The organism is Nocardioides humi (genome assembly GCF_006494775.1).
Lineage (GTDB): Bacteria > Actinomycetota > Actinomycetes > Propionibacteriales > Nocardioidaceae > Nocardioides > Nocardioides humi.
Map to the genome: position 1 here is coordinate 5144300 of NZ_CP041146.1, position 24155 is coordinate 5168454.

The window sequence follows — 24155 nt, forward strand, 5'->3', positions numbered from 1 at the left end:
CTGTCCGCATGACGACGACAGCACAGGCCCGGCAGGCGATCGGCGCGTACGGCGAGGACGTGGCCGCCCGTCACCTGAGCGGGCTCGGGATGACCCTCCTCGAGCGCAACTGGCGCTGCTCCGAGGGCGAGGTCGACATCCTGCTGCGCGACGGCGCGACCCTGGTCGTGTGCGAGGTGAAGACCAGGACCTCGCTCGAGGCCGGCACGCCGCACGAGGCGATCACCGACGCGAAGCTCGACCGGCTCCGGCGGCTGGGGGAGCGCTGGGCGATCGAGCACGGGATCCGGCCCGACGGCATCCGGGTGGACCTGGTCGCGGTGCTGCGGCCGCGTCGTGGCGCGGCCGTCGTCGATCACGTGCGGGGGCTGTGCTGATGCCCTTCGCGACCGCCTGCTGCGTGGCCCTCGACGGCGCCGTCGGCCACCTCATCGACGTACAGACCGACGTGTCGGTCGGCCAGCCGACCACGGTCGTGGTCGGCCGCGCCGACACGCTCCTGCGCGAGGGCGTCGACCGGGTCCGGATGGCGCTGATCAACACCAACCTGCGCTGGCCGGCGACGAAGCGCTGCACCTTCCTGTTCTCGCCGGCCGATCTGCGGAAGTCCGGCACGCACTTCGACCTGGCCATGGCCGTCAGCCTGCTGGCCGCGGACGACCAGCTGGAGCCCGTCTGGCTGGAGCGGACCGCGTTCGTCGGCGAGCTCACCCTGGCGGGCGGGCTGCGTCCCACGCTGGGCGTGCTGCCGATGACGCTGGCGGCGGCGGCCGCCGGCATCCGCCGGGTCTACGTCCCGGAGCCGCAGGTCGCTGAGGCGACGATGGTGCCCGAGATCGAGGTCATCGGCGTCCGGTCGCTGGGCCAGGCCGTCGCCTCGCTGCGCGGCGAGCCGCTCCCGACGGCCCCTCCGGTCGCCGGGGCGCGGGGCCTCCAGCTGATCTCGTGGCGCGGCGAGGAGCGTCTCGACGAGCTGGACCTCGCCGACCTGCGCGGCATGGAGGAGGAGAAGTACGCCGTCGAGGTCGCCGCCGCCGGCGGCCACCCGGTGCAGCTGTCCGGGCCGAAGGGGTGCGGCAAGACCAGCCTGGCCGAGCGGGTCCCGACCATCCTCCCCGACCTGACGCTCGAGGAGTCACTGGAGCTGACGGCGCTCCACTCGCTGGCGGGAGTCCTCGACCCGGACCACGGCATGGTGGTCCGCCCGCCGTTCGCCGCTCCCCACCACGACGCGAGCAAGGTCAGCGTGATCGGCGGCGGGTCGGGACGGGTGCAGCCGGGCGAGATCAGCCGTGCCCACTGCGGGGTCCTCTTCATGGACGAGTTCCCGCTGTTCCGCTCCGACGTGATCGAGGCGCTGCGCCAGCCGCTCGAGAACGGCGACATCACCATCGCCCGGCGCGACGAGTCGGTCACCCTGCCCGCGGGTGGGATCCTGGTGCTGGCCAGCAATCCCTGCCCGTGCGGGAACTGGACGCGGACGATGAGCTCCAACCGGTGCACCTGCGCCGAGACGGTACGGCGTGCGTACCGCGCTCGGATGTCGGGGCCGATCCTCGACCGGATCGACATCGTGCGCCACGTCCAGCCGGCCTCGCCCGCGAGCCACGACCCGTTCCGGACCGCCCCGACGTCGGCGGAGGTCCGGGCGCGGGTCGTTGCGGCCCGGCAACGGCAGCGCGAGCGGTTCGAGGGCCGGAGCTGGCGGCTCAACGCCCACATCCCGAGTCCCCGCCTCCGGGACACCTGGCCGCTGCCGCCGGGTGCCCAGAGGGTGATCGACGCCGAGATGCTGACGGGTCGCCTCAGCGCGCGGGGCGCCGTACGGGTCCACCGGCTGGCGTGGACGGTGGCCGACGTGCGGTCGGCGCGCGCGGGCCGCGACATCACTCCTGACGTCGACGAGGTGCGCACGGCGCTGCGGCTGCGGACGGGCCAGTCCCTCGACATCGCCATGTTCCGGTCCGACGCCGACTCCGACTCCGGTGCCGACTCCGGCGCGGAGGGGGTCGCATGACCGCGGCAGAGGAGGAGCGGCTGGCCCGCGCCACGATCAGCATCGTCACCGAGCCCGGCGACGTGCGGTGCCTGGGCCTGACGCGCGAGCTGGGCGGCGTCCGGTTCCTCGAGGTGCTGCGCGAGCAGCCCGACCTCCGGCCGGAGTTCGCGGCGGCGGCGGGCCGCCTGGCGACCGTGCAGCCCGAGCGGGTCCTGGAGACCTCGGCCCGGCGAGGCATCCGCTTCGTGGTCCCCGGCGACGACGAGTGGCCGTCGGCGCTCGACGACCTGGCCGGTGCCGGTGTGCTGCACGCCCGCGGCGAGGTCCCGGTCGGGCTGTGGGTGCGCGGGCCGCTGCGGATCGATCGCCTCGGCCCCGCGGTGGCGGTGGTGGGCTCGAGATCCTCGACGGCCTACGGCGACCAGATGGCCGGCGACCTGGCGGCGGCGCTGGGCGCGGCGGGACGCACCGTGGTCTCCGGCGCGGCGTACGGCGTCGACTACGCCGCGCATCGGGGCGCCGTCAGCGCCGACGCGCACACCGTCGCGGTGCTCGCCTGCGGGGTGGATCGCGCCTACCCGCTCGCCCACCGGCAGATGCTCGACCACCTGGGCGAGCACCAGGCCGTCGTGTCCGAGGCGCCGCCCGGCGCCGCGCCGTTCCGGATCCGGTTCCTCGCCCGCAACCGCATCATCGCGGCGCTCACCCGCGGCACCGTGGTGGTCGAGGCCGCGTTGCGCAGCGGGGCGCTGAACACCGCGTCCTGGGCCGACCGGTTGCACCGCACGGTGATGGGCGTCCCCGGCCCGGTGGTCAGCGCCGCCTCGGAGGGTGTGCACGAGCTCATCCGCGCCGGTGGGGCGGCCCTGGTGACCAGCGGTGCCGACGTCCTCGAGCTCCTCGGAGCGCCGGGGGAGAACCTCCTCGACGTCCGCCGGGCGCCGGACGACTCGCGGGACCGGCTGAGTGTCCGTGCCCGCCAGGTGCTGGACGCCGTGCCGGTGTCCTCGCCCGCGCCGACGGAGTCGGTCGCCGTGGTGGCCGGTCTCGGCGCGGAGGAGGTCGAGCGGCTCCTCGGCGGCCTGGCCGTCGACGGTCACGTCGAGCGGCTCCCGGCGGGTTGGCGGCTGCCCGCGGCGATGCGTTCTACGATCGATCGGTGAGCGCCGATGCCGAGGAGAGCGCCGAGGAGGTTGCCGGGACCGCCGGCACCGTGGAGCGCGAGGACCTGCTGCCGGAGGCGTTCGCGCGCCTGCTCGGCGAGTACGAACGCCACCTCGTGGCGGAGCGGGACCTCGCCCCCCACAGCGTGCGGGCCTATCTCGGCGACATCACCGGCCTCCTCGAGCACGCCGGCCGCCTGGGACTCGCGGAGATCACCGAGCTGGACCTGCGCAGCCTGCGCAGCTGGCTGGCGAAGCAGCAGACCCTGGGCCTGTCCCGGACGACGCTCGCCCGGCGCGCCACCGCGGCGCGGGTGTTCACCGCGTGGCTGGCCCGCACCGGCCGGACCCCGAACGACGTCGGCTCGGCCCTCGGCTCCCCGCGCCCCCACCGCACGCTGCCCGACGTGCTCCGGGTCGACGAGGCCGCCCGACTGGTCGACGCCGCGGCCGCGCTCGCCGACGACGGCAGCGCCCTCGGGCTGCGGGACGCCGCCATGCTCGAGCTGTTGTACGCGACCGGCATGCGGGTCGGGGAGCTGTGCGGTCTCGACGTCGACGACCTCGACCGCGACCGCAACGTCGTGCGGGTGTTCGGCAAGGGGCGCAAGGAGCGCACCGTCCCGTTCGGGCAGCCGGCCGCCGCCGCGCTCGACCGCTGGCTGGCCGGAGGGCGACCGGATCTGGCCCGCGCGGGCTCGGGCCCCGCCCTGTTCCTCGGCGCCCGGGGCGGGCGGATCGACCAGCGGGCGGTTCGTAGCCTCGTGCACCGCCGGCTCGCCGACGTACCCGGCGCACCCGACCTCGGCCCCCACGGACTCCGGCACACGGCCGCGACCCATCTGCTCGAGGGCGGGGCCGATCTGAGGTCCGTCCAGGAGCTGCTCGGCCACGCGTCGCTCGCGACCACCCAGCGCTACACCCACGTCACCACCGACCGGCTGCGGCGGGCCTACCAGCAGGCCCATCCGCGGGCGTGACCGCCGGCGGGTCAGACGGGTGAAGTCGTCGTGATGCCGTGCACAGTGGCGGCGTCGAGCAGCCGGCGATCGTAGGCGATGAGGACATCCACACCCTCGTCGAGCGCGGTTGCCAGGTGGAGTGCATCGAGACTGCGCAGTTCTGCTGGGGACAGCAGCCCCGCCGATGTGAAGATCGGGTGCTCGGCGTCCAGGAGCGTGACCGAAGTGAGTTTCGCGGTGACAGCCGCCTGATCGAGGAGATTGGCGCGTGCGGCGCGCCTGACCTCCGTCTCCAACAGCAGCGAGGAGACCAGCTGGAAGTCGTCGGGCTGCTGGTCCAAGTAGCGAATGAGCGCAGGACTCTCCGGCTCGCCGACCAGTAGCTTCACGAAGGCGGAGGAGTCGACATACGCCTTCACAGGCGATCCTCCCGCAGTTCATCGAGGATCTCCTGCATCGGTCGGCCCCCGGGCGCGGGCTTCAACTCGTCGAGAGAGAAGCGTGGAGGTCGGGTGGCCGGCTTCGCCACCTTGAGCCGGAACTTCTGTCTCGCTGCAGGATTGAGCACTGCCACCACCTCGCCGTGGTTGGTGATCTCGAACGACTCGCCCGCCGCGACCCGGCGCAGGATCTCGGCGCTGTTGTTGCGCAGCTCGCGGTGCGGGATCCGTTCCACCAGCCTGCTCCTCACGCTCATCGGAACCACCGTCCCACCAGCGTAGCAATCGTAGCAATCCGCAGCTCGGCGCTCACCGGCCGCGACACGGGCTGCTCGCGCCACAGAGGCAGCAGCCGCACCGGGCCGGCGCCGACCAGGCGCAGCGGGTCGAGGTAGGTCTCGCCGGCGATCCATCCCCAGTGCAGGCAGGCGCGGGGGAAGCAGTGCGACCCGGCCAGCTCGAGCGCTCCGACGACCGCACCGCCGGCCAGCTCGGCTCCGGGGGACACCGAGGCGGCGACGGGCTCGTAGGTGGTGCGGGTGGCGCCGTGACCGACGACCACGACGCCCCGTCCGGCGATCCGGCCGACGAACACGACCTGGCCCGGGAGCGCGGTCCGCACCGGCTGACCCGGGCGGCCCGCGAGGTCGACGCCGCGGTGCCCGGCGCCGTAGGGGGAGTCCGGTGGGTCGAAGTGGCGCACCACCGCGGGCGTGGGCTGGAGCGGCCACACGCCCACGGGGTCCTCGGCTCCCGCGGGGGCGGGGAGGAGGACGGCGACGAGGGCGAGGAGGGCGGCGAGGTGGACCATCCGGGCAGCATCCACCGGGGCTGCGCGGGAGGGCCCCGGGTCCGGTCCGGGCTGGGGAGGAGACCTGGGGAGAAGGCGGCCTGTGGAGAGCCGACGTCACGGATTGGTACGACGAGCGCCGGACGCCGTACCCTGGGAGGCACCGGTCCGCCCTGGACCGGAATTCGCTCGTCCGCAGACCACGACGGAGCCTCTCCGGCCCCGATCGCCCGTGGGCGTCGATCCTCGGTCCGCACGACCTCGCGTCGGGCGGTCGGATCGCGTGCAGACGACAGGCCCCAACCGAGACAAACGAAAACAGGAGAAATCATGGCTGTCGTGACCATGCGCCAGCTCCTCGAGAGCGGCGTCCACTTCGGACACCAGACCCGTCGCTGGAACCCGAAGATGAAGCGGTTCATCCTCACCGACCGCAACGGCATCTACATCATCGACCTGCAGCAGTCGCTGGCCTACATCGACCGCAGCTACGCCTTCGTCAAGGAGACCGTGGCCAAGGGCGGGACGATCATGTTCGTCGGCACCAAGAAGCAGGCCCAGGAGGCGATCGCCGAGCAGGCGACCCGCGTCGGCATGCCCTACGTCAACCAGCGCTGGCTGGGCGGCATGCTCACCAACTTCTCGACCGTGCACCAGCGGATCAACCGCCTCAAGGAGCTCGACGAGATCGACTTCGAGGACGTGGCGGGCTCCGGTCGCACGAAGAAGGAGCTCCTGCAGATGAAGCGGGAGCGCGACAAGCTCGACAAGACCCTCGGCGGCATCCGCGAGATGTCCCGGGTCCCGTCGGCGGTCTGGATCGTCGACACCAACAAGGAGCACCTGGCGGTCGAGGAGGCGCGCAAGCTGCGCATCCCGATCATCGCCATCCTCGACTCCAACTGCGACCCCGACGACGTCGACTTCCCGATCCCGGGCAACGACGACGCCATCCGCGCCGTGGGCCTGCTGACCCGCGTCATCGCGGACGCCGCGGCCGACGGCCTCATGGCCCGCTCGGGCGCCGGTACGTCGTCGAGCCCGGCCGCCGAGGAGCCGCTCGCCGAGTGGGAGCGCGAGCTCCTCGAGGGTGACGCCGCCGCTGTCGCTCCGGCCGCCGAGGAGACCCCGGCCGCCGAGGCCGCTCCGGCCGCCGAGGCCGCTCCGGAGGCCGAGGCCCCCGCCGTCGAGGAGACCCCGGCCGCGGAGACCCCCGCCGAGGCTGAGGCGACCCCGGCCGAGGAGGCCCCCGCGGCCGACGCTCCGGCCGAGGCCTGAGCACTCCACCTCCACCCCTGCGAGATAGCGAACGAGGATCCATGGCATTCACTGCTGCTGACGTCAAGAAGCTCCGCGAGCTGACCAGCGCCGGCATGATGGACTGCAAGAAGGCGCTCGACGAGACCGACGGCGACTTCGACAAGGCCGTCGAGCTGCTCCGCGTGAAGGGTGCCGCCAAGGCGGCCGCCCGCGGCGCCGAGCGCGAGACCTCGGCCGGCCTGGTGGCCAACGCCGGCGGCGCGCTCGTCGAGCTGAAGTCCGAGACCGACTTCGTCGCGAAGAACGACGACTTCATCAAGGCCGCCCAGCAGATCGCCGAGGCGGTCGACGCGGGCAAGGCGACCGACACCGAGTCCGCCAAGGCGCTGCCGCTGGGCGACAGCACCGTCGGCCAGGTCGTCGAGAGCCTCGCCATCACCATCGGCGAGAAGATCGAGCTCGGCAATGTCGCCTACTTCGACGGCCCGGTCGCGGTCTACCTGCACAAGCGTGCGGCCGACCTCCCGCCGGCCGTCGGCGTCATCGTCGAGTACGACGGCGACGAGACCGCCGCGCGGGGCGCCGCCATGCAGGTGGCCGCCCTCAAGGCGCAGTACCTCACCCGGGACGAGGTCCCGCGGACATCGTCGCCGCGGAGAAGGACGTCCTGACCAAGAAGACGATCGAGGAGGGCAAGCCCGAGGCTGCCATCGCCAAGATCGTCGAGGGTCGCCTGGGCGGCTTCTTCAAGGAGCTCGTGCTGCTCGAGCAGGAGTCGGTGTCGGAGTCGAAGAAGACGGTCAAGGCCGTCCTCGACGCCGCCAACACGACCGTCAAGCGGTTCGCCCGCTTCGAGGTCGGCGCCTGAGGCTCCACGGCCCCGTGCCGACGGCCGGTCCGACGACGAGTCGGGCCGGTCGTCGGCCTTTTTCTTTCATCGATCCGGTGCGGGCCCACGGTGTAGTTTGAGGACCCCGGCCCTCGGACATGTGTCGGTGGTGCCACGCGCTCGCGCGGCGCGCAACATTTCGGTGAAGGAGATCGTCAGGTGGGACTCATTCAGGCTGCGATCGGCGCGATCGGCGGCACCCTCGGTGACCAGTGGCTCGACTTCTACGGCGTCCCGGACGGGATCACCTCGACCGTGGCGGTCTTCCCCGCCGTGCCCAAGGGGCAGAACGCCGGCCGCGGCAGCAACACCCGCGGCTCCGAGGGCGTGATCACCAACGGCTCGAAGATCGTCGTACCCGAGGGCTACGGGCTGATCCTGCTCGAGGACGGCGCGTTCACCGGCTTCGCCGCCGAGCCCGGCGCCTACATCTGGAACTCCGACGAGCCGGCCTCGCAGTCGGTGTTCTCCGGCGGCGGCCTCGTCGACTCCGTGATCAAGCAGAGCTGGGAGCGGTTCAAGTTCGGCGGGCGCCCCTCCGCGCAGCAGAACGCGATCTTCGTGACGCTCAAGGAGCTGCCCAACAACAAGTTCGGCACCCAGTCGGAGATCTACTGGGACGACGCCTTCCTCAACACCCAGGTCGGCGCGATCACCCGCGGCACCTACACGCTGAAGATCACCGACCCGCTGACCTTCGTCCGCAACTTCGTGCCGGCCCAGATCATCAGCGGCCGCGCGAGCTTCGACTTCACCGACATCGACAACCCCGCGGGCGAGCAGCTCTTCAACGAGGTGGTCGGCTCGCTGGCGCCGGCGTTCTCGATGTACACCAACGACCCCGCCAAGGGGAACCGGATCGCCCGCCTGCAGCAGGACTCGATCGGCTTCGCCCAGTCGCTGTCGGCGGCGGTCGAGCAGAACTACCAGTGGAAGACCGACCGCGGCCTCGAGATCGTCAAGACGGCGATCATCTCGATCGAGTACGACGCCAACACCCGCGAGCTGCTCAAGAACGTCCAGCGCGCCGACGCGCTGTCGGGCGCCCGCGGCAACTCCAACCTGCAGGCGTCGGTCGCGGCCGGCATCGAGGCCGCCGGCGAGAACGCCGGCCCGGGCGGCGTGATCGGGATGGGCATGGCCACCGGCGGCATGGGCCTCGGCGGCCTGCAGCAGCCGGTGCCCCCGGCCCAGGCCCCCGCAGCCCCGGCCCAGGCCGCTCCTCCCGCGCCCGCGCCCGAGGCTCCCGCCGCTGCTGCCCCGGCCGCCCCGGCCGCGGACGACCCGATGGCGGTCCTCAAGCGCGCGAAGGAGATGCTCGACGCCGGCCTGATCACCCAGGACGACTACGACGCCGCCAAGGCGAAGGCCCTCGGGCTCTGAGCCTGGAGGCCGACATGACGCAGGATCCCGTCGAGCCCCAGCAGCCCACCTTCGACGGGCCGCCGCTGTCGCTGGAGGAGGAGCTCGCGGCGGCTCGGGCGGAGCCCGAGCCGGGGCCGAGCATCGAGACGGTCAACGAGTCGCTGAAGGACGGTCTCAACCGGTGCCCGAAGTGCGGCTCGACCGACGTACGGCTGCGCGGCTCCACCGGCATGCTGGTCTGCCTCTTCTGCCGCAACGAGTGGCAGGAGGCGCGGGTCGAGGAGGAGTTCGGCCTCGGTGAGGGCATCGACCAGCTCGAGGGCACCGTCATCGCCAGCGGCGCCGAGGACATCGCGGCCGATGCGGCCGACCAGGTCACCTTCAAGTGCGAGGCGTGCGGTGCCGAGGTCGTGGTCGACACGGCGCACGCGCTCAACGCGCGGTGTCACTGGTGCCGGCACACCCTCAACGTCAACCAGCAGATCCCCAACGGCGCGGTGCCCGACGCGGTGCTGCCCTTCCGGCTGACCAAGGAGGAGGCGGTCGAGAAGATCCGCGCGTTCGCCTCCAAGCGGCGCCTCTTCGCCCACAAGCGGTTCAAGAGGGAGTTCGTGCCGGAGAACGTCCTCGGCGTCTACCTGCCCTACCTGGTCATCGACGCGCGCGCCGAGACCCAGTACTGGGGGAAGGGCGAGGTCCAGACCCGGCGCTGGACCGAGAAGCAGGGCGACAAGCAGGTCACCTACTACGCCGCCGACGTCTACCAGGTGCAGCGGCAGGTCGCGTTCACGGTCGACGACCTCACCGTCGAGGCCTCGTCCGAGCGGGCCGACTTCGGGACCAAGAACACCAACAACATCATCAACACGATCCTGCCGTTCGACACGAAGAACGCCGTCAAGTGGAACGCGAGCTACCTCGTGGGCTTCACCAGCGAGAAGCGCGACCTCAACGTGGAGGCGCTCACGCCGGTGCTGGAGGACCAGGGGCTCTCGATCGGCAGGTCGCAGGTGCGCGGGTCCCTGGGCCGGTTCGACCGGGGCGTGCGCTGGGAGCAGGAGAAGATCGAGATCGGCGGCTCCCGCTGGGTGTCGATGTACCTCCCGGTGTGGCTCTACTCCTACCGCCAGGAGAGCAACGGGCTCCTCCACTACATCGCGGTCAACGCCCGGACGGGAGAGACGATGGGCAGCATCCCCGTGTCGCAGCCGAAGCTCCTGCTCGCGGCCTTCACGGTCGGCACCTTCCTCGAGGGCATCGCCGGCGCGATCCTGGTGGCGAGCGCATGACGATCGAGATCATCCAGGCCCTGGTCCACGTCGCGTCCGGCGTCGTGCGGGCCGCGAGCGACGACGACGGCGGCGGCGTGCTGTGGCTGCTCGCCATCGGCCCGGCGGGCGGCGCGGCGACGTACTGGGCGATCTACCGCTACTACCGCAACACCGACAAGTCCCACGAGTTCGAGCGCGACACGATCATCGAGGCACAGCCGGTGCAGGGCGGCGAGGACCGCGTCGACCACATCTCCCGGACCCGCGACTCGGGCATCAAGGGCGACAACGGCGGGGACTACCGCAAGCGCGTGCAGCGGGTTCGTTGAGCGGGTCGCCGACACGGTAACCTCGGGTCCGCCCCTTACGAACGACTGGAAGGACCCTGGTGGCCGGCTACAAGCGAGTCCTCCTGAAGCTCTCGGGTGAGGTGTTCGGCGGTGGCAAGGTCGGGGTCGACCCCGACGTCGTGCAGGCGCTCGCCCGGGAGGTCAAGGCCGTCGCCGACGCCGGCGTCCAGATCGCGGTGGTCACCGGAGGCGGCAACTTCTTCCGCGGCGCCGAGCTCCAGCAGCGCGGCATGGACCGGGTCCGGGCCGACTACATGGGCATGCTCGGCATCGTCATGAACTGCCTCGCGCTGCAGGACTTCCTGGAGAAGCAGGGCGTGGAGACCCGGGTGCAGACCGCGATCACGATGGGCCAGGTCGCCGAGCCCTACATCCCGCGGCGCGCGATCCGGCACATGGAGAAGGGCCGTGTGGTCATCTTCGGCGCCGGCATGGGCCTGCCGTACTTCTCGACCGACACGGTCGCGGTCCAGCGGGCGCTGGAGAGCAAGTGCGACGTCGTCCTGGTCGCCAAGAACGGCGTCGACGGCGTCTACAGCGCCGATCCCAATGTCGACCCCGACGCCATCAAGTACGACGAGCTCACCTACGACGACGCCATCGCCCAGGGCCTGCGGATCATGGACCAGACGGCGTTCGCCCTGTGCGGTGAGAACAAGCTGCCGATGATCGTCTTCGGCATGGAGCCCGAGGGCAACATCCTGCGTGTCGTGCAGGGTGAGAAGATCGGCACGCGGGTCAGCGCGGGCTGAGGTCTCGCCCGGTCAGCGCAGGCCCGACCAGCACCAGACGAAGGAGAACCGGTGATCAACGACATCCTCGACGAGGCCGACCAGAAGATGGGCAAGTCGGTCGACGCGACCCGCGAGGAGTTCGCGGCGATCCGAGCCGGGCGGGCGCACCCCAGCATGTTCAGCAAGATCCTCGTCGACTACTACGGCACGCCCACGCCGCTCCAGCAGCTCGCGTCGTTCACGGCTCCCGAGGCGCGGATCATCATCGTGTCGCCGTACGACGTCGGCGCGCTCAGCAACGTCGAGAAGGCGATCCGCGACTCCGACCTGGGCGTGAACCCCTCCAGCGACGGCAAGCAGCTGCGCTGCGTGTTCCCGGAGCTCACCGAGGAGCGGCGCAAGGAGTTCATCAAGCTCGCCAAGGAGAAGGCCGAGGGCGGCAAGGTCGCCGTGCGCCAGGTGCGCCAGAAGGCCAAGCAGGGCCTGGAGCGGCTCGAGAAGGACGGCGAGGTCGGCAAGGACGACGTCACCGGCGCCGAGAAGCGTCTCGACGGCCTGACCAAGAAGCACACCGAGTCGATCGACGAGCTGCTCAAGAACAAGGAAGCGGAGCTGCTCGAGGTCTGACCCTCGACGCATCCATGATGAGCTCGACATCGGCGTCGAACGGCCCTGCCCCGCCCAAGGACCACGGCCGCGCCGGCCGGGACCTGAAGGCGGCGGTGGGGTCCGCGGTCGTGCTGCTGAGCGCGATCGCGGCGTCGCTGCTGTTCTGGAAGCCGGCGTTCATGCTGATCGTCGCGGCCGCGGTGGTCGTCGCGGTCTGGGAGCTGCGCAAGGGCCTGCTCGCCAAGGACATCGACCTGCCGGAGCAGCCGCTGATGATCGGCGGCGTCGTGATGGTCGTCGTCGCCTACCTCTGGGGCTCGGCCGCCCTGGTGACCGCGACCGCCGTGAGCGCGCTGGTGATCATGCTCTGGCTGCTGCGCCGAGGCGTGGACGGCTACGTCAAGAACGCCACCGCGTCGGTCTTCGCGCTCGTCTACGTCCCCTTCCTGGGCTCGTTCGTCGCGCTCATGCTCGCCGAGGGCGGCCGCGGCGGCGGCGGCCTCGACGACCCCGGTGTGAAGGGCATCATCACCTTCATCCTGGTGACGATCGCCTCCGACATCGGCGGATACGTCGCCGGGGTGCTCTTCGGCAAGCACCCGATGGCGCCGGTCATCTCGCCCAAGAAGTCCTGGGAGGGCTTCGCCGGCTCGACCCTGGCCACCGTCGGCGCCGGCGTGGCCCTGGTCGTCTGGCTGCTCGACGGCGACTGGTGGATCGGCGTCGCGCTCGGCCTGATCGCGGTCGTCATGGCCACCCTGGGCGACCTGTGCGAGTCGGTCATGAAGCGCGACCTCGGCATCAAGGACATGAGCCAGGTCATCCCCGGTCACGGCGGCCTGATGGACCGCCTCGACTCGCTGCTCGCCACGATCGCGCCGATCTGGCTGCTGCTGCACTACGGAGTGTTCTAGCCCGCCAGGTACGCCGCCACCGCGCCACCCGCTCGGTCCTCGTCGCCGGTGGCCAGCAGGTCGAGCAGCGCGCCGCGGAGCACGGCCAGCGCGAGCGTGCGACGTACGAGCCCGGCGTCGGTGTCGCGCTCGGCGGGGGACTGGCAGCCGGCGAGCACGGCGAGCCAGTCGGCGACCGTGCCGCGCGCGAAGCCCGCCCAGGGCCCGTCGGTCTCGGTCAGCGAGCGCGCGTACGCCTCGGCCCAGAGCCGGAGCAGTCCGCGGTGCTCGGCGGCGGCCAGCCAGGTCCAGGTGCGCTCGACGGCGGGGCCGAGCCCGATCGGCGCGGCCGATCCACCCGGCTCGCCGAGGGCGTCGAGCAGCGTCAGCTCGTCGGCGCGGGCGCGCTCCAGCAGCGCCCGGACCAGCCCGTCCTTGCTGCCGTACAGGAAGATCAGCACCCGCGGACTGGACCCGATCGCCGCCGCCAGCGGCCGCAGGGAGAGGTCGGACAGGCCGTGGACGAGGACGTACGCGTAGGCGGCGTCCAGCAGCTCCCGCTGCCGGGCCGAGGGAGTGGCGTCGGATCCCATCGGGCTCAGAGCTCCAGCGCCCAGGTCTGGCCGACCAGGTCGTGGCCGAAGCTGTGGTGCGGCTGTTCCTCGACCAGCGTGAAGCCCGCCGCCTGGTAGATGCGCCGGGCGGCGGCCAGCACATCGTTGGTCCACAGCACCATCCGCTCGTAGCCGGCCTCGCGGGCGAAAGCCACGCAGGCGTCGACCAGGCGGGTGCCGAGCGCGTGACCGCGGGCGACGGGGTTGACGAGCAGGATGCGCAGCCGGGCGGTGCGGTCGTCGTCGCGCACGCACAGGACGCAGCCGACGCGCTGCCCGTCCAGCTCGGCGATCCACCCGGCCTCCCGCGGGTCGCGGCGAGTGCCGAGCTCGCCGACGATGGTGGCGACCAGGGCTTCGAAGCTGTCGTCCCAGCCGTACTCGGCGGCGTACACCTCGCCGTGGGCCAGCGCCATCCAACCGAGGTCGCCGGGCCGGCCCAGGGGCCGGACGATCGCATCGGGCACGGGGATCACTTCCTCACTGAAACGAGTGTTTCAGTGAGGCTAGCAGGTCACATCTCGCTGCGGATCGCCCACAGGTCCGGGAACAGAGAGCGGGTGACGGTGCTCCACAGGTAGGTGGCGCCGGAGGAGCCGCCGGTGCCGGGCTTGGCGCCGATGGTGCGCTCGACCATCTTCACGTGCCGGTAGCGCCACTCCTGCAGGCCCTCGTCGAGGTCGACCAGGCGCTCGGCGACCTGGGCGGCGCCGCCGTCGTCGGCGTACGCCGCCAGCAGCAGGCGCTGGACGTCGGGGGAGGGCTCCCAGGGTGCGGTCAGGTCGCGGTCGAGCGCGGCCGGCGGGACGTCGTACCCCTGGGTGAGGAGATAGCGCAGGAAGGAGTCGAAGATCGACGGGCGGGACATGGCCGCGGCGATCCGCTCGCGGCCGGTGCTGCCCTCGGGGTAGTGCTCGAAGACGCGGGGGTCGCGGCGGCCCAGGGTGGCCTCGAGCTCGCGGAACTGCGCGGACTGGAAGCCGCTGGAGGCGTCGAGGCGGCCGCGGAAGCTGGTGAACTGGCGCGGCGTCATCGTCTCGAGGACGTCGACCTGCGCGACGTTGACCTTGAGGATCGTGAGCACGCGGCCGAGGGTGTGCAGCGCGCGCGGGGTGTCGCCGGCCTCGAGCCGCTGCTGGAGCCCGGCCAGCTCGTGCAGCATCTGCTTGAACCACAGCTCGTAGACCTGGTGGATCACGATGAACAGCAGCTCGTCGTGCTCGTCCGAGCGGGGGTGCTGCGCGGCGAGGACGTCGTCGAGGGCGAGATAGCTGCTGTAGGTCAGGGAGGGGTGCTGCCCCGGGGTCTGCTCGGTCACCGGCCTACTGTCACAGGTCCGCCAGCTTGCGTGCCAGTACGGCGCGCTCGGGCTCGTTGCCGCACAGGCCCAGGGCCAGCTCGAGCTCGGCGCGGGCGTCCTCGGCGCGGCCCAGCCGGCGCAGCAGCTCTCCGCGCACACCGGGCAGCAGGTGGGAGCCGGCGAAGGCGCCCTGAGCGGAGAGCTCGTCCACGACGGGCAGTGCGGCGGCCGGTCCGGAGGCCATGGAGACCGCGACGGCGCGGTTGAGCTCGACGACCGGGGACGGCGCGACCCGGCCGAGCGCCTCGTAGAGCAGCACGATCCGGTCCCAGTCGGTGGCCGCCACCGACGTCGCCCGGGCGTGGCAGGCGGCGATCGCGGCCTGCAGGCCGTAGCCGCCCAGGCCCCGGCCCACCCGCTCGGCACGGTCGAGGGCGGCCAGCCCGCGGCGGATCGCCGTACGGTCCCAGCGCCGGCGGTCCTGGTCCTCGAGCAGCACCGGCTCGCCGGTGGGCGTGGTCCGGGCGGGGAAGCGGGCGGCGGTCAGCTCGAGCAGGGCGAGCAGGCCGTGGACCTCGGGCTCGTCGGGCACCAGCCGGGCCAGCACCCGGGCCATCCGGATCGCCTCGCGGGCCAGGTCGGCGCGGATCCAGGCGTCGCCCGAGGTCGCCGACGAGCCCTCCGTGAAGATCACGTAGACGACGCCGAGCACTGCGCGGAGCCGGTCGCGCCACTCCTCGGGAGGAGGTACGGCGAAGGGGACCCGCGCCGCCGCCAGCGTCTTCTTCGCCCGGGTGATCCGCGCCTGCACGGTCGCGGTCGGCACGAGGAACGCCCGCGCGATCTCGTCGCTGGTCAGGCCGCCCACGGTGCGCAGGGTCAGCGCGACCTGGGACTCGGCGGACAGGGTCGGGTGGCAGGCGATGAAGACCAGGGCGAGCAGGTCGTCGTCGATGTGGCCGGGGTCGGCCAGCAGGTCGAGGTCGCCGTCGTCGTCCGCGGTGGTGCGCTCCTCGAGGTCGCGGGCGAGCACGGCGTACCGCTCGTCGAGCGCGGCCCGGCGCCGGAAGCCGTCGATGGCGCGGCGCCGACCCACGGTCAGCAGCCAGCCAGCCGGGTTCGCCGGGACGCCGTCGCGCGGCCACGCGACGAGCGCCTCGGCGAACGCCTCCTGGGCGAGGTCCTCGGCGAGGGAGAAGTCGCCGGCGTACCGGGCCAGCGCCCCGACGATCCGGGCGGACTCGATCCGCCACACGGCCTCGACGGCGCGCCGGCCCTCGGCACCCGCGCCCGGCTCGGTCACAGCTGGCCGGTCGACTCGCGCCAGGCGCGCTCCTTGCGGATCCACTCGTTGTCCTGGGGGAACTCGTCGATCGAGGTCACCCGCCGGATCTCGGCCTTCATGCCGGGCCCGGCGAGCGGGGCCCGCTTGGCCCACGCGGTGGCCTCCTCGAGGGAGGCGACGTCGACGATCCAGTAGCCGCCGAAGAGCTCCTTGGTCTCGCCGTACGGGCCGTCGGTGACGACCGGCGGCTGGCTGGAGTAGTCGACGACCACGCCGGTCGCCGGGTCGGGGTCGAGGCCCTCGGCGGCGACCAGGACGCCCGCCTGGACCATCTCGTCGTTGAACCGGCCCATCGACTCCATGATCTCCTCGAAGTCGAAGTCCTCGCCGAAGGCCGCCTCGGCCTCGTCGGTGGACCGCATGATCAGCATGTACTTCATGGTGCTCTCCTGGGTGTCGGGGGTCGCCTCTCGACCCTTCCACCCCTGGGTCGACCGGGGAACCGCGGGATCGACATCGGTGCGAAGAAAGTTCCGGCCGAGGCTCAGCCGCCGATCACGAAGGTGCCGATCCGGGTCACGCCGTCGGAGGCGAACACGGGGATCGACCGCTGCGGTGCCCGGGTGCGCTGGTACTCCAGCGCCTCCTCGGGCGTGCGCGGCTCGGGTCCGTCGAGGTCGGTACGACGGGCGTAGCCCTCCCGCCCGTTGGTCGCCACCACGCCGACGAGTTCGGGGCTGCCCCGCTCGTTCTCCACGCCGTAGGTCTCCCCGCGTGCGTTGACGGCCCAGTCGGTGATCTCGTGGCGCGTGTAGACGGCCTCGACGGCCCAGGTGGCCTGAGGCCCGGCCGAGATCCGGTACGACGTCGTGGTCGCGTCCACGGGAAACGAGCCGCTCGCGGACTGGCCGGCGTCCTCGGCGTCGCAGCCGATGCCGCTGCCGTCGGGGAGCGTGAAGGTGCCCGCGCCGAGGCAGGTCAGCGCGAAGTCGACGTCGGTCGTGCCGGTCGGCGGAGGTCCGAGATCGATGGTGCGGACCCCGGTGCCCTCCGCGGAGACCACCTCGGACAGCCAGGTGACCTCGATGCCGCCGGGGAGGGGAGGCTCCGGTCGGGGAAGGACGCCTGCCTGGCCACGGGACGGCGTGGGAGCGATGGTCGGGGAGGCGGTGGTGTCGTCGGTGACGTGCTCGCCGCGGCGATCTCCCTGCCCGCCCGCGATCAGCGCGGCGCCGACCAGGAGGACCAGGGCGGCGACGCCGACGATGACCAGGAGAGGTCGCCGGGACCGCGTCGGTCGCCGGACCGCGCTCTCGCGCACCTCGCGGCGCAGCTCCTCGCGCAGCGCGTCGGCCAAGCCGGGGTCCATCCTCAGGTCGTTCATCGCTCCGCTCCCTTCTCGCGTGCGGGGATCGGCTGGTCGGGCGCCAGCTCGGCGCGCAGCCGGATCCGGATCCGGTACATCCGCGTCTTGGCGGCGCCGGTCGTCACGCCGACCGCCTCGGCGGCCTCCTCCAGGGGCAGCCCGGCGAGGACGACGAGTCCGACCAGAGACCGGTCGACCGCGGAGAGCCGGCTCACGGCGGCGGCCAGCCCGGGGGAGAAGCCGGCCGCCTCGGCCAGGTCCGCCGGCGACACCACCGGCTCGCTGCGCGGCAGCCGCGCCAGGAGGCGGCGGTGACGGCGCCGCGCTCGTCCGACATTGCGCGCCGCGTGGCCGGCGGTGACCAGCAGCCAGGGCAGGACCGAGCCGCCGACCAGCCGGACGTCGGACCGGCGGCGCCAGAGGTGGAGGAAGGCCACGGCGGTGACGTCCTCGGCGTCGTGGACGTCCCCGAGCAGGCGCAGCGCGTGGCCGTGGACGCGCTCCCGGTGGGCGTCGTACACGGTCACGAAGGCGTCGGCGTCGCCCTCCCGGGCACGCCGCCACCGCTCCGCCTCGTCATCGCCGCCGGTCATGTCCCTCATTGTCCGGCTCGCGGCGCGAGGTCACGTGCGGCCGGGTGGGATGCCCGCTGATCACTCGTCCCTGGCGTCCGGCCGCTACGATCGCCCGGACATGAGTGAGGCAGGCGAGGGCCGCGCGGGCGGCGAGGTGGACGCACCGGACGACCGGTCCCGGCGTCCCGACTGGTTCCACCGCGGGCACCCGGTGTTCTTCCCGCTCGCGGGGTTCTTCACCGGCATGGTGTCGGTCATCGTCGTCCCGGGCCTGTACGCCGCCATCGTCAAGTGGATCGCGGGCTACGAGCGGGTCGAGGAGCTGTTCCCGTTCGTGCTGCTGATGTTCGTCGTGCCGATCGGGCTGCTGGTGCCGCAGCACACCCGGCGGTTCGGTCGGTACATGCTGCTCGGGATGGTCGCCACCGTCCTCGTCGTGGTCGGCGTGGGCATCGCCGTGGCGTGGTTCCTCCTCAACAAGGACGCCTGACGCCGCCGCGCGCGATTGGGCCGGCGCGCGCCGGGGTGGGAGAATCGTCGCGATGTCCGACCAGCCCGCCGCGCCGCCGCGCGCGCTTCCTCTCGTCCTCGCGGAGCCGCGGGGGCGCAAGAAGCCTCCCCGGCACCTCGCCGACCTGACGCCGGCCGAGCGCAAGGACCTGCTGGTCGAGATGGGCCTGCCGGGCTTCCGGGCCAAGCAGGTCGCGACCCACTACTTCTCCCGGCTGGTGGACGACCCGGCGCAGATGACGGACCTGCCCGCCGCCCAGCGCGCCGACCTGGTCGACGCGCTGCTGCCGGACCTGATGACGCCGCTGCGTACCCTCGAGGCCGACAAGGGCACCACCCGCAAGACCCTGTGGCGGCTCTTCGACGGCGCGCTCGTCGAGTCGGTCCTGATGCGCTACCCGGGACGGGTGACCATGTGCGTGTCCAGCCAGGCCGGCTGCGGCATGGCCTGCCCGTTCTGCGCCACCGGCCAGGGCGGCCTCCAGCGCAACATGTCCACCGCCGAGATCGTCGAGCAGGTCCTCGCCGGCGCCCGTGCCCTCGACCGCGACGAGGTGCCCGGCGGACGGGGGCGCGTCAACAACATCGTGTTCATGGGCATGGGCGAGCCGCTGGCCAACTACCGGGCCGTCGTGGGCGCCGTACGACGCCTCACCGACCCGGCCCCCGACGGCTACGGCATGTCCGCGCGCGGCATCACCGTCTCGACCGTCGGCCTCGTGCCCCGGATCAAGCAGCTGGCTGACGAGGGCATCCCGGTCACGCTGGCGCTGTCCCTGCACGCTCCCGACGACGAGCTGCGCAACGAGCTGGTCCCGATCAACACGCGGTTCTCGGTGGCGGAGACGGTCGACGCGGCGCACGAGTACTTCGCGAGGACCGGTCGGCGGGTGTCCATCGAGTACGCCATGATGCGCGGCATCAACGACCAGGCGTGGCGTGCGGACCTGCTCGCCGACGTACTGAACGAGCGTGGGCGCGGGTGGGTGCACGTCAACCTGATCCCGCTCAACGAGGTCCGCGGATCGCGCTTCACCCGCTCGCGCGACGAGGACACCGACGAGTTCGTACGCCGGCTCGAGGCCCAGGGCATCAGTACGACGATCCGCGACACGCGTGGCGACGAGATCGACGCTGCGTGCGGGCAGCTCGCCGCTTCGGAGTAGACAGACCGAGGTCGACGACCTCAGGCCTCCCTCCGACCGTCGATGCCGTACTTCTCCTTGACGAACTGCCAGAAGAGACGCACGGCCTCATCGCGTGGCCGCTCGATGCGGTCTGCTCCGCCGACGGTGGGGAGGTGCTCCACGACGACATCGGGGTAGTGGGGCATGCTCACACGCACCGCGTCCACCGGCGCAGGAGCTCCGGGGCAGGGGCGACGATCAAGTCCCGGTGTCAGTCGCCCTTGCGGCGGTGCAGCCACGGGAACAGCGAGCCCACGGCGAGTCCGGCGGCGAAGACCACCAGCAGCCAGATCCAGGCCGGCATCGTCAGCTCCCAGAACAGGAACTCGATCCGGCCCTCGCCGGTGTTCTGGAAGACGAACACCAGGGCCAGGACGGCCAGGACCGCGCCGGCGACGGCCCTCGGGCTGATCCGTGACGTCTTCTGCTCCTGATTCGCCACCTGCGTGCTCCTTCCGGTCAGGCCAGCGGGTTGGCCACCAGCAGCTCGACGTTGCGGTCGTCGAGCGTGCCGAGTCCACCCTCGTGGTCATGCCAGTCGTTGGCCGCGATCTCGCGGGCGAGCCCGGCGAGCTGCTCGGTGTTCGCGGTGCCGGCGCCGGCGGAGGCCGGGCCGGCGTGGTCGACCATCGTGGTGAAGAGGGACAGGGTGCCGTCGCGGTTGTCGGCGATCTCGATGATCCGGGCCTGCTGGGCCAGTCGATGTGGGAGGCGGTGGTGATCTCCCACAGGCCGCCGCCGTCCGGTCGGGGGCGCGGGGTGACCTTGTTGCGGTGGGTGTGGCCGTTGATCCAGGCGACCACCGACGGTGCGGCGAGGAGGGCGTCGAGGACCTTGGCGCCGGTGACCCGGGTCTCGAGGGAGCCTCCGGTGGCGACGAGCGGGTTGCCCATGGTGTCGGAGGTGTGGTGGCTGAAGACCATCACGACCTTGTCGGCCGACTGCGCGAGCAGCGCGGTGAGCCACGCGAACTGGGTCTTGTCGAGCGAGCCGTCGGCGTACCCGTTGGGGTTGACGGTGTCGAGGACGACGAACCGGAACCGGCCCTGGTCGAAGGAGTAGTACGCCGTGCCCTGCTGCCGGTTGGCGGTGGTGAAGCCGTGGCCGAAGGGGGCGCCGCCGAGCAGGAAGTGCTGCTCGACGATCTGCTTGCGGGTGAGGAGCCGGCGGTTGAGGTCGGGGGTGACCACGCGGACGGCGGCGTTGGAGACGCCGCCGAGGAGGTTGGTGAGCAGCGCGCCGGGGTTGGTCGTCAGGTCCTGGAGCAGCTGGCCCGGGTCGAGCCCGAGCGGTGGCGAGATGATCTTGAGCGCGCCGAGCGCGATCAGGTTGAGCTGCAGGGTCGAGGCGGGGAAGTTGCCCTGGGCGAGGCCGTCGTGGTTGCCGAACACGGAGTACCACGGGACGGCGAGGCCCTCCGCGGCGAACGGGCGGCGCGCCGCGTCGAGCAGCCCGGGGACGACCGGCAGGCCGTACTCCGAGCGCGGGCGGTCGACCGGCTTGCCGGCGGGGTTGCCGTGGGGGTGCCAGTACGCCGGGTCGTAGGTCGCCGAGCTGCTGTCGGCCACGCCCTCCCAGGTGCCGAGGTTGCCGGAGTCGAAGCGCACCTGGCCGCCGTTCAGCACGCTGATGTTCCAGCGGACCTCGTTGAGCTGGGAGTTGTCGGAGTTGTCGCCGGTCTGGATGGCGAGCGCGAACGGCTTGCCGGTGACCGGGCCGCTGCCGATCCGGTTGATGGCGCGCACCATCGAGTCGGCGACCTGGCCGGTGAGCATCTCGTGCGGCCGGTACGACGACGTGAACAGCCCCGTCGCGGGCAGGGGCTCGGGTCGTCGAGCCGGTCGGTCCACTCCAGGCGCAGCGGCGACTGGGCGTCGACGATGTGGACGTCGCTGAGCTGGACGAACGAGATCAGCCCCTGGCGGCGGGTGGCCCGCCCGGCGTCGCTGAGCACGCCGAGCCCGGTCCGCGCCCGGTGCGGCTCGCCCGCGGCGGCGATGACGGGTCGGTAGCCGCCGGCGCCCGCGGGACCGGGCACGAACGTCCGGCCGAGCGTGGCGGGAGCGTCGGGCGCCGCGGAGGCGGGGGAGCGCAGGACGCCGGGGAGCGTGGTCGCGGCGGCGGCGAGCCCGCCGGCGGCGATGGCGTTGCGGATCAGGTTTCGGCGAGAGATCTCCACGTCGGACGCAACGAGCCGGGGGTGACCGGGGTCACGTGCCCCGGCGTCCGTACTCCTGTCGTTCACGAACGGGACGCCCGACACTCCCGCAACCGTGACGGATCGTTGACGCTCCGTCCCTACCTTCCGAGACATGAGCAATCAGATCGGCAGCGCGGCGGGAGTCGACCGCCGGCAGCTTGCTGCCCCCTGTCGATGGAGACGCGCTCGATCGATTCAGCACCGAAGCTCCGGGTGCTCGTGGTGGCCGAGTCGTTCCTCCCGCAGATCAACGGCGTCACCAACTCCGTGCGCCGGGTGCTCGAGCACCTCGCGGCCGAGGGGCACCACGCCGAGCTCGTGGCGCCGACCGGCCCGGACACCTACGCCGGGTTCCGGGTCCACCGCGCCCGCGGCGCCAACCTGCCGTTCTACCCGGACTTCCGGCTCGGCCTGGAGACCCGCCGGCGGCTGCGCCAGCGGATGCTCCGGTTCCGGCCCGACGTCGTCCACATCGCCTCGCCCGCGACCCTCGGCTACCAGGCCGCCCGCGCCGCCGAGGAGCTCGGCATCCCCACCGTGGCGATCTACCAGACCGACCTCGTCGGCTTCGCCGAGCGGTACGACGTCCCGGGCGGCGTCCGCGCCGCCGCCGGCCTGACCCGGCGCATCCACCAGCACGTCGACCGCACCCTGGCCCCGTCGACGGCGAGCATCGACCAGCTCCGCGCGCTCGGCGTACCGGAGGTGCACCGCTGGGGCCGCGGCGTGGACCTGGTCGCCTTCCACCCGCGGCACCGCGACGAGGCGCTGCGGCGGCGGATCGCGCCGGACGGCCGCCTCCTCGTCGGGTACGTCGGCCGGCTGGCCGCCGAGAAGGAGCTGGACCTGCTCACCCATCTGGCCGACGACCCGCGGTACGCGCTGGTCCTGGTCGGCGGCGGCCCGGAGGAGCAGCGGCTGCGCGGCCTGCTCGGCCGGCGCGCGACCTTCCTCGGCCTGCTGCACGGCGACGACCTGAGCCGGGCCTACGCCTCGCTCGACGTCTTCGTCCACACCGGCCGCTACGAGACCTACTGCCAGTCCGCCCAGGAGGCGCTCGCCTCCGGCGTCCCCGTGGTCGCCCCCGCCGCCGGCGGACCGGTCGACGTCGTCGCGCACGGCGCCTCCGGCCTGCTCTACCGCCCCGGCGACGGCGCCGATCTGGCTGCGGCGGTGGGCCGGCTGGCCGGCGACCCCGCCCTGCGGCGCAGGATGGGCGCCACCGCGCTCCGGGCGGTGCAGGAGCGGTCGTGGTACGCCATCAACGAGCAGCTGGTCGCCCACTACCGCGCCGTCGCCGGCGGACGGGTCAGCGCGCGGGCTGCATAGAGATCACGGCCGCGGCCTCCTCGACCGTGTCGACGAGGTGCACGTGCGCCTCCATCGCCCGGCCGCGGGCGAGCGCCCGGAGCAGCGGCCAGGCGGGCAGCTCCTCGGTCCAGTAGCGGCGCCCGACGAGCACCATCGGCGCGACGGCGTCGTCGGTGGCGTAGTAGTTCTCGCAGGCGTCCTGGAAGATCTCCTGCACGGTGCCGCCGGCGCCGGGGAGGAACACGATCCCGGCGTCGCAGACCATCAGCAGGATCGCCTCGCGCAGCGCGTTGCGGAAGTACTTCGCGATCGCGGTCGCGAACAGGTTCGGCGGCTCGTGTCCGTAGTGCCAGGTCGGGACGCCGAGCGACGGGCTCGGCTCGGGGCACAGCGCGGACGCCGAGCGGGCGGCGGCGACCCAGGCGTCGACCGACGGGTGGAAGGACGGTACGGCGGCCAGTCGGCGCACCGCCTCGGCGAGCGCGTCCGGGGGAGCCGCCGCCATCCGGCCGCCGAGATTGGCCGCCTCCATCGCGCCGGGGCCGCCGGTGGCGACGACGTGGTCCCGGCCGAGCAGGGCGCCGAGCCGGGCCGCCTCGGCGTAGGCCGGGGTGCCGCGGTCCGCGGCGTGCCCGCCCATCACGCCGACCAGCCGGTCCGCGGCGACCTCGGCGACCCAGGTGCCGAGCGCGGTGTCGATCGCCTGGTCGTGCAGCACCTCGGCGAGCGCCTCGGCCGGTCCCGACGTGGCCAGCGCCCAGTGGTAGGCGCGGCCGTCGAGGGTGTCGGCGTAGGCGGGTGCGTCGTAGAGCTCGTCGGGGGTGTAGAGCCGGCTGCGGACGATGTCGAGGCCGGCGACGTGGCTGCTGCCCGCGGCGCCGGCCCCGGCCTCGAGGGCGTGGTCGTCGTCGGTGCGGCACTCGACGACGACGCTCCGGGCGCGGGTGCTCCTCACGCCGCGTGACGCTACCGTGCCGGTCCCGATCCCACCTGTCGGCCTCGCGCTGTCTGCTTTGTGGGATGAGGTTTGTCTATAGACTAACTTGACTTTAATCTTGGTGAGACATCGCCCCGAGTGATCG

The 24155-nt window shown here is 72.5% G+C and carries 26 protein-coding genes and 1 pseudogene; 15 read left to right on the forward strand and 12 right to left on the reverse strand.

The features are described from left to right. The first annotated feature begins 8 nt into the window (after nucleotides 1-8). Genes FIV44_RS24835 through FIV44_RS24850 form a run of 4 tightly spaced genes read left to right on the forward strand, consistent with a single transcriptional unit; the run spans nucleotide 9 to nucleotide 4142 of the window. Nucleotides 9-377, forward strand: coding sequence for a YraN family protein (locus FIV44_RS24835; protein ID WP_141006786.1), 369 nt, complete (start codon nucleotides 9-11; stop codon nucleotides 375-377). Next, nucleotides 377-2017: a YifB family Mg chelatase-like AAA ATPase gene (locus FIV44_RS24840; RefSeq protein WP_141006787.1), complete on the forward strand. Its 1641-nt coding sequence runs from the start codon at nucleotides 377-379 to the stop codon at nucleotides 2015-2017. The genes FIV44_RS24835 and FIV44_RS24840 overlap by 1 nt, the downstream gene beginning before the upstream one ends. Then, entirely contained in the window at nucleotides 2014-3162 is a 1149-nt protein-coding gene (gene dprA / locus FIV44_RS24845) for a DNA-processing protein DprA (protein WP_141006788.1), read from the forward strand. The genes FIV44_RS24840 and dprA overlap by 4 nt, the downstream gene beginning before the upstream one ends. A gap of 50 nt (nucleotides 3163-3212) precedes the next feature. Then, nucleotides 3213-4142, forward strand: coding sequence for a tyrosine recombinase XerC (locus FIV44_RS24850; protein ID WP_141008053.1), 930 nt, complete (start codon nucleotides 3213-3215; stop codon nucleotides 4140-4142). Nucleotides 4143-4153: 11 nt separating this feature from the next. Here the strand turns inward: FIV44_RS24850 and FIV44_RS24855 are convergent, their stop codons facing one another. From FIV44_RS24855 to FIV44_RS24865, 3 genes are read right to left on the reverse strand one after another with little or no spacing between them, the layout of a single operon-like run. Next, entirely contained in the window at nucleotides 4154-4543 is a 390-nt protein-coding gene (locus tag FIV44_RS24855) for a type II toxin-antitoxin system VapC family toxin (protein ID WP_141006789.1), read from the reverse strand. Beyond that, a complete protein-coding gene (locus FIV44_RS24860; protein ID WP_181410812.1) occupies nucleotides 4540-4800 on the reverse strand; it encodes a type II toxin-antitoxin system Phd/YefM family antitoxin in 261 nt (86 codons plus the stop codon). The genes FIV44_RS24855 and FIV44_RS24860 overlap by 4 nt, the downstream gene beginning before the upstream one ends. A gap of 17 nt (nucleotides 4801-4817) precedes the next feature. Next, a complete protein-coding gene (locus FIV44_RS24865) occupies nucleotides 4818-5375 on the reverse strand; it encodes a M23 family metallopeptidase (RefSeq protein WP_141006791.1) in 558 nt (185 codons plus the stop codon). Nucleotides 5376-5684: 309 nt separating this feature from the next. Here FIV44_RS24865 and rpsB point away from each other — a divergent pair, with 309 nt between their 5' ends. From rpsB to FIV44_RS24905, 8 genes and pseudogenes are all read left to right on the forward strand, one after another. Further along, nucleotides 5685-6632: a 30S ribosomal protein S2 gene (gene rpsB, locus FIV44_RS24870; RefSeq protein ID WP_141006792.1), complete on the forward strand. Its 948-nt coding sequence runs from the start codon at nucleotides 5685-5687 to the stop codon at nucleotides 6630-6632. A gap of 41 nt (nucleotides 6633-6673) precedes the next feature. After that, nucleotides 6674-7482, forward strand: a pseudogene (gene tsf / locus FIV44_RS24875) (translation elongation factor Ts). Nucleotides 7483-7662: 180 nt separating this feature from the next. Beyond that, nucleotides 7663-8886, forward strand: a complete 1224-nt coding sequence (locus tag FIV44_RS24880) for an SHOCT domain-containing protein (RefSeq protein WP_141006793.1) — start codon at nucleotides 7663-7665, stop codon at nucleotides 8884-8886. 14 nt (nucleotides 8887-8900) lie between these two features. Beyond that, nucleotides 8901-10157, forward strand: a complete 1257-nt coding sequence (locus FIV44_RS24885; protein WP_141006794.1) for a TFIIB-type zinc ribbon-containing protein — start codon at nucleotides 8901-8903, stop codon at nucleotides 10155-10157. Continuing rightward, nucleotides 10154-10468 carry a hypothetical protein gene (locus FIV44_RS24890; RefSeq protein WP_141006795.1) on the forward strand — a complete coding sequence of 105 codons (315 nt, stop codon included), beginning with the start codon at nucleotides 10154-10156 and terminating at the stop codon, nucleotides 10466-10468. The genes FIV44_RS24885 and FIV44_RS24890 overlap by 4 nt, the downstream gene beginning before the upstream one ends. Nucleotides 10469-10527: 59 nt before the next feature. Continuing rightward, entirely contained in the window at nucleotides 10528-11241 is a 714-nt protein-coding gene (gene pyrH / locus FIV44_RS24895; protein ID WP_141006796.1) for a UMP kinase, read from the forward strand. 54 nt (nucleotides 11242-11295) lie between these two features. Then, entirely contained in the window at nucleotides 11296-11850 is a 555-nt protein-coding gene (gene frr, locus FIV44_RS24900; RefSeq protein ID WP_219996558.1) for a ribosome recycling factor, read from the forward strand. Between the two features lie 14 nt (nucleotides 11851-11864). Then, nucleotides 11865-12746 (forward strand): phosphatidate cytidylyltransferase, encoded by an 882-nt coding sequence (locus FIV44_RS24905; protein ID WP_141006798.1) that lies wholly within the window; start codon nucleotides 11865-11867, stop codon nucleotides 12744-12746. Here FIV44_RS24905 and FIV44_RS24910 read toward each other — a convergent pair. From FIV44_RS24910 to FIV44_RS24940, 7 genes are all read right to left on the reverse strand, one after another. Beyond that, nucleotides 12743-13318 (reverse strand): TetR/AcrR family transcriptional regulator, encoded by a 576-nt coding sequence (locus FIV44_RS24910; RefSeq protein ID WP_141006799.1) that lies wholly within the window; start codon nucleotides 13316-13318, stop codon nucleotides 12743-12745. The two genes, FIV44_RS24905 and FIV44_RS24910, sit on opposite strands and share 4 nt — an antisense overlap. A 5-nt stretch (nucleotides 13319-13323) precedes the next feature. After that, the gene (locus FIV44_RS24915) at nucleotides 13324-13806 is read right to left on the reverse strand and encodes a GNAT family N-acetyltransferase (protein WP_246086606.1); all 483 of its coding nucleotides are present in this window, start codon (nucleotides 13804-13806) and stop codon (nucleotides 13324-13326) included. Between the two features lie 47 nt (nucleotides 13807-13853). Then, entirely contained in the window at nucleotides 13854-14657 is an 804-nt protein-coding gene (locus tag FIV44_RS24920) for a tryptophan 2,3-dioxygenase (protein WP_219996159.1), read from the reverse strand. 10 nt (nucleotides 14658-14667) lie between these two features. Next, nucleotides 14668-15942 carry an RNA polymerase sigma factor gene (locus FIV44_RS24925; protein WP_219996160.1) on the reverse strand — a complete coding sequence of 425 codons (1275 nt, stop codon included), beginning with the start codon at nucleotides 15940-15942 and terminating at the stop codon, nucleotides 14668-14670. After that, nucleotides 15939-16364 (reverse strand): YciI family protein, encoded by a 426-nt coding sequence (locus FIV44_RS24930; protein ID WP_141006800.1) that lies wholly within the window; start codon nucleotides 16362-16364, stop codon nucleotides 15939-15941. The genes FIV44_RS24925 and FIV44_RS24930 overlap by 4 nt, the downstream gene beginning before the upstream one ends. A 104-nt stretch (nucleotides 16365-16468) precedes the next feature. After that, nucleotides 16469-17308: a hypothetical protein gene (locus FIV44_RS24935; protein WP_141006801.1), complete on the reverse strand. Its 840-nt coding sequence runs from the start codon at nucleotides 17306-17308 to the stop codon at nucleotides 16469-16471. Continuing rightward, nucleotides 17305-17883: an RNA polymerase sigma factor gene (locus FIV44_RS24940; protein ID WP_141006802.1), complete on the reverse strand. Its 579-nt coding sequence runs from the start codon at nucleotides 17881-17883 to the stop codon at nucleotides 17305-17307. Before FIV44_RS24940 ends, FIV44_RS24935 begins: the two co-directional genes overlap by 4 nt. 100 nt (nucleotides 17884-17983) lie before the next feature. Here FIV44_RS24940 and FIV44_RS24945 point away from each other — a divergent pair, with 100 nt between their 5' ends. Both FIV44_RS24945 and rlmN read left to right on the forward strand, forming a co-directional pair. Further along, a complete protein-coding gene (locus FIV44_RS24945) occupies nucleotides 17984-18355 on the forward strand; it encodes a hypothetical protein (RefSeq protein ID WP_141006803.1) in 372 nt (123 codons plus the stop codon). A gap of 52 nt (nucleotides 18356-18407) precedes the next feature. Next, nucleotides 18408-19541 carry a dual-specificity RNA methyltransferase RlmN gene (gene rlmN / locus FIV44_RS24950; RefSeq protein ID WP_141006804.1) on the forward strand — a complete coding sequence of 378 codons (1134 nt, stop codon included), beginning with the start codon at nucleotides 18408-18410 and terminating at the stop codon, nucleotides 19539-19541. A 20-nt stretch (nucleotides 19542-19561) separates the two neighbouring features. On the opposite strand, the gene FIV44_RS34210 is transcribed toward rlmN, so the two are convergent. Beyond that, nucleotides 19562-21412 (reverse strand): TIGR03767 family metallophosphoesterase, encoded by a 1851-nt coding sequence (locus FIV44_RS34210; RefSeq protein WP_141006805.1) that lies wholly within the window; start codon nucleotides 21410-21412, stop codon nucleotides 19562-19564. A 524-nt stretch (nucleotides 21413-21936) separates the two neighbouring features. Here FIV44_RS34210 and FIV44_RS24960 point away from each other — a divergent pair. Further along, nucleotides 21937-23091 carry a glycosyltransferase family 4 protein gene (locus FIV44_RS24960; protein WP_141006806.1) on the forward strand — a complete coding sequence of 385 codons (1155 nt, stop codon included), beginning with the start codon at nucleotides 21937-21939 and terminating at the stop codon, nucleotides 23089-23091. Here FIV44_RS24960 and FIV44_RS24965 read toward each other — a convergent pair. Beyond that, nucleotides 23072-24028, reverse strand: a complete 957-nt coding sequence (locus FIV44_RS24965; protein ID WP_181410813.1) for an LOG family protein — start codon at nucleotides 24026-24028, stop codon at nucleotides 23072-23074. The genes FIV44_RS24960 and FIV44_RS24965 overlap by 20 nt on opposite strands. Nucleotides 24029-24155: the final 127 nt, after the last annotated feature.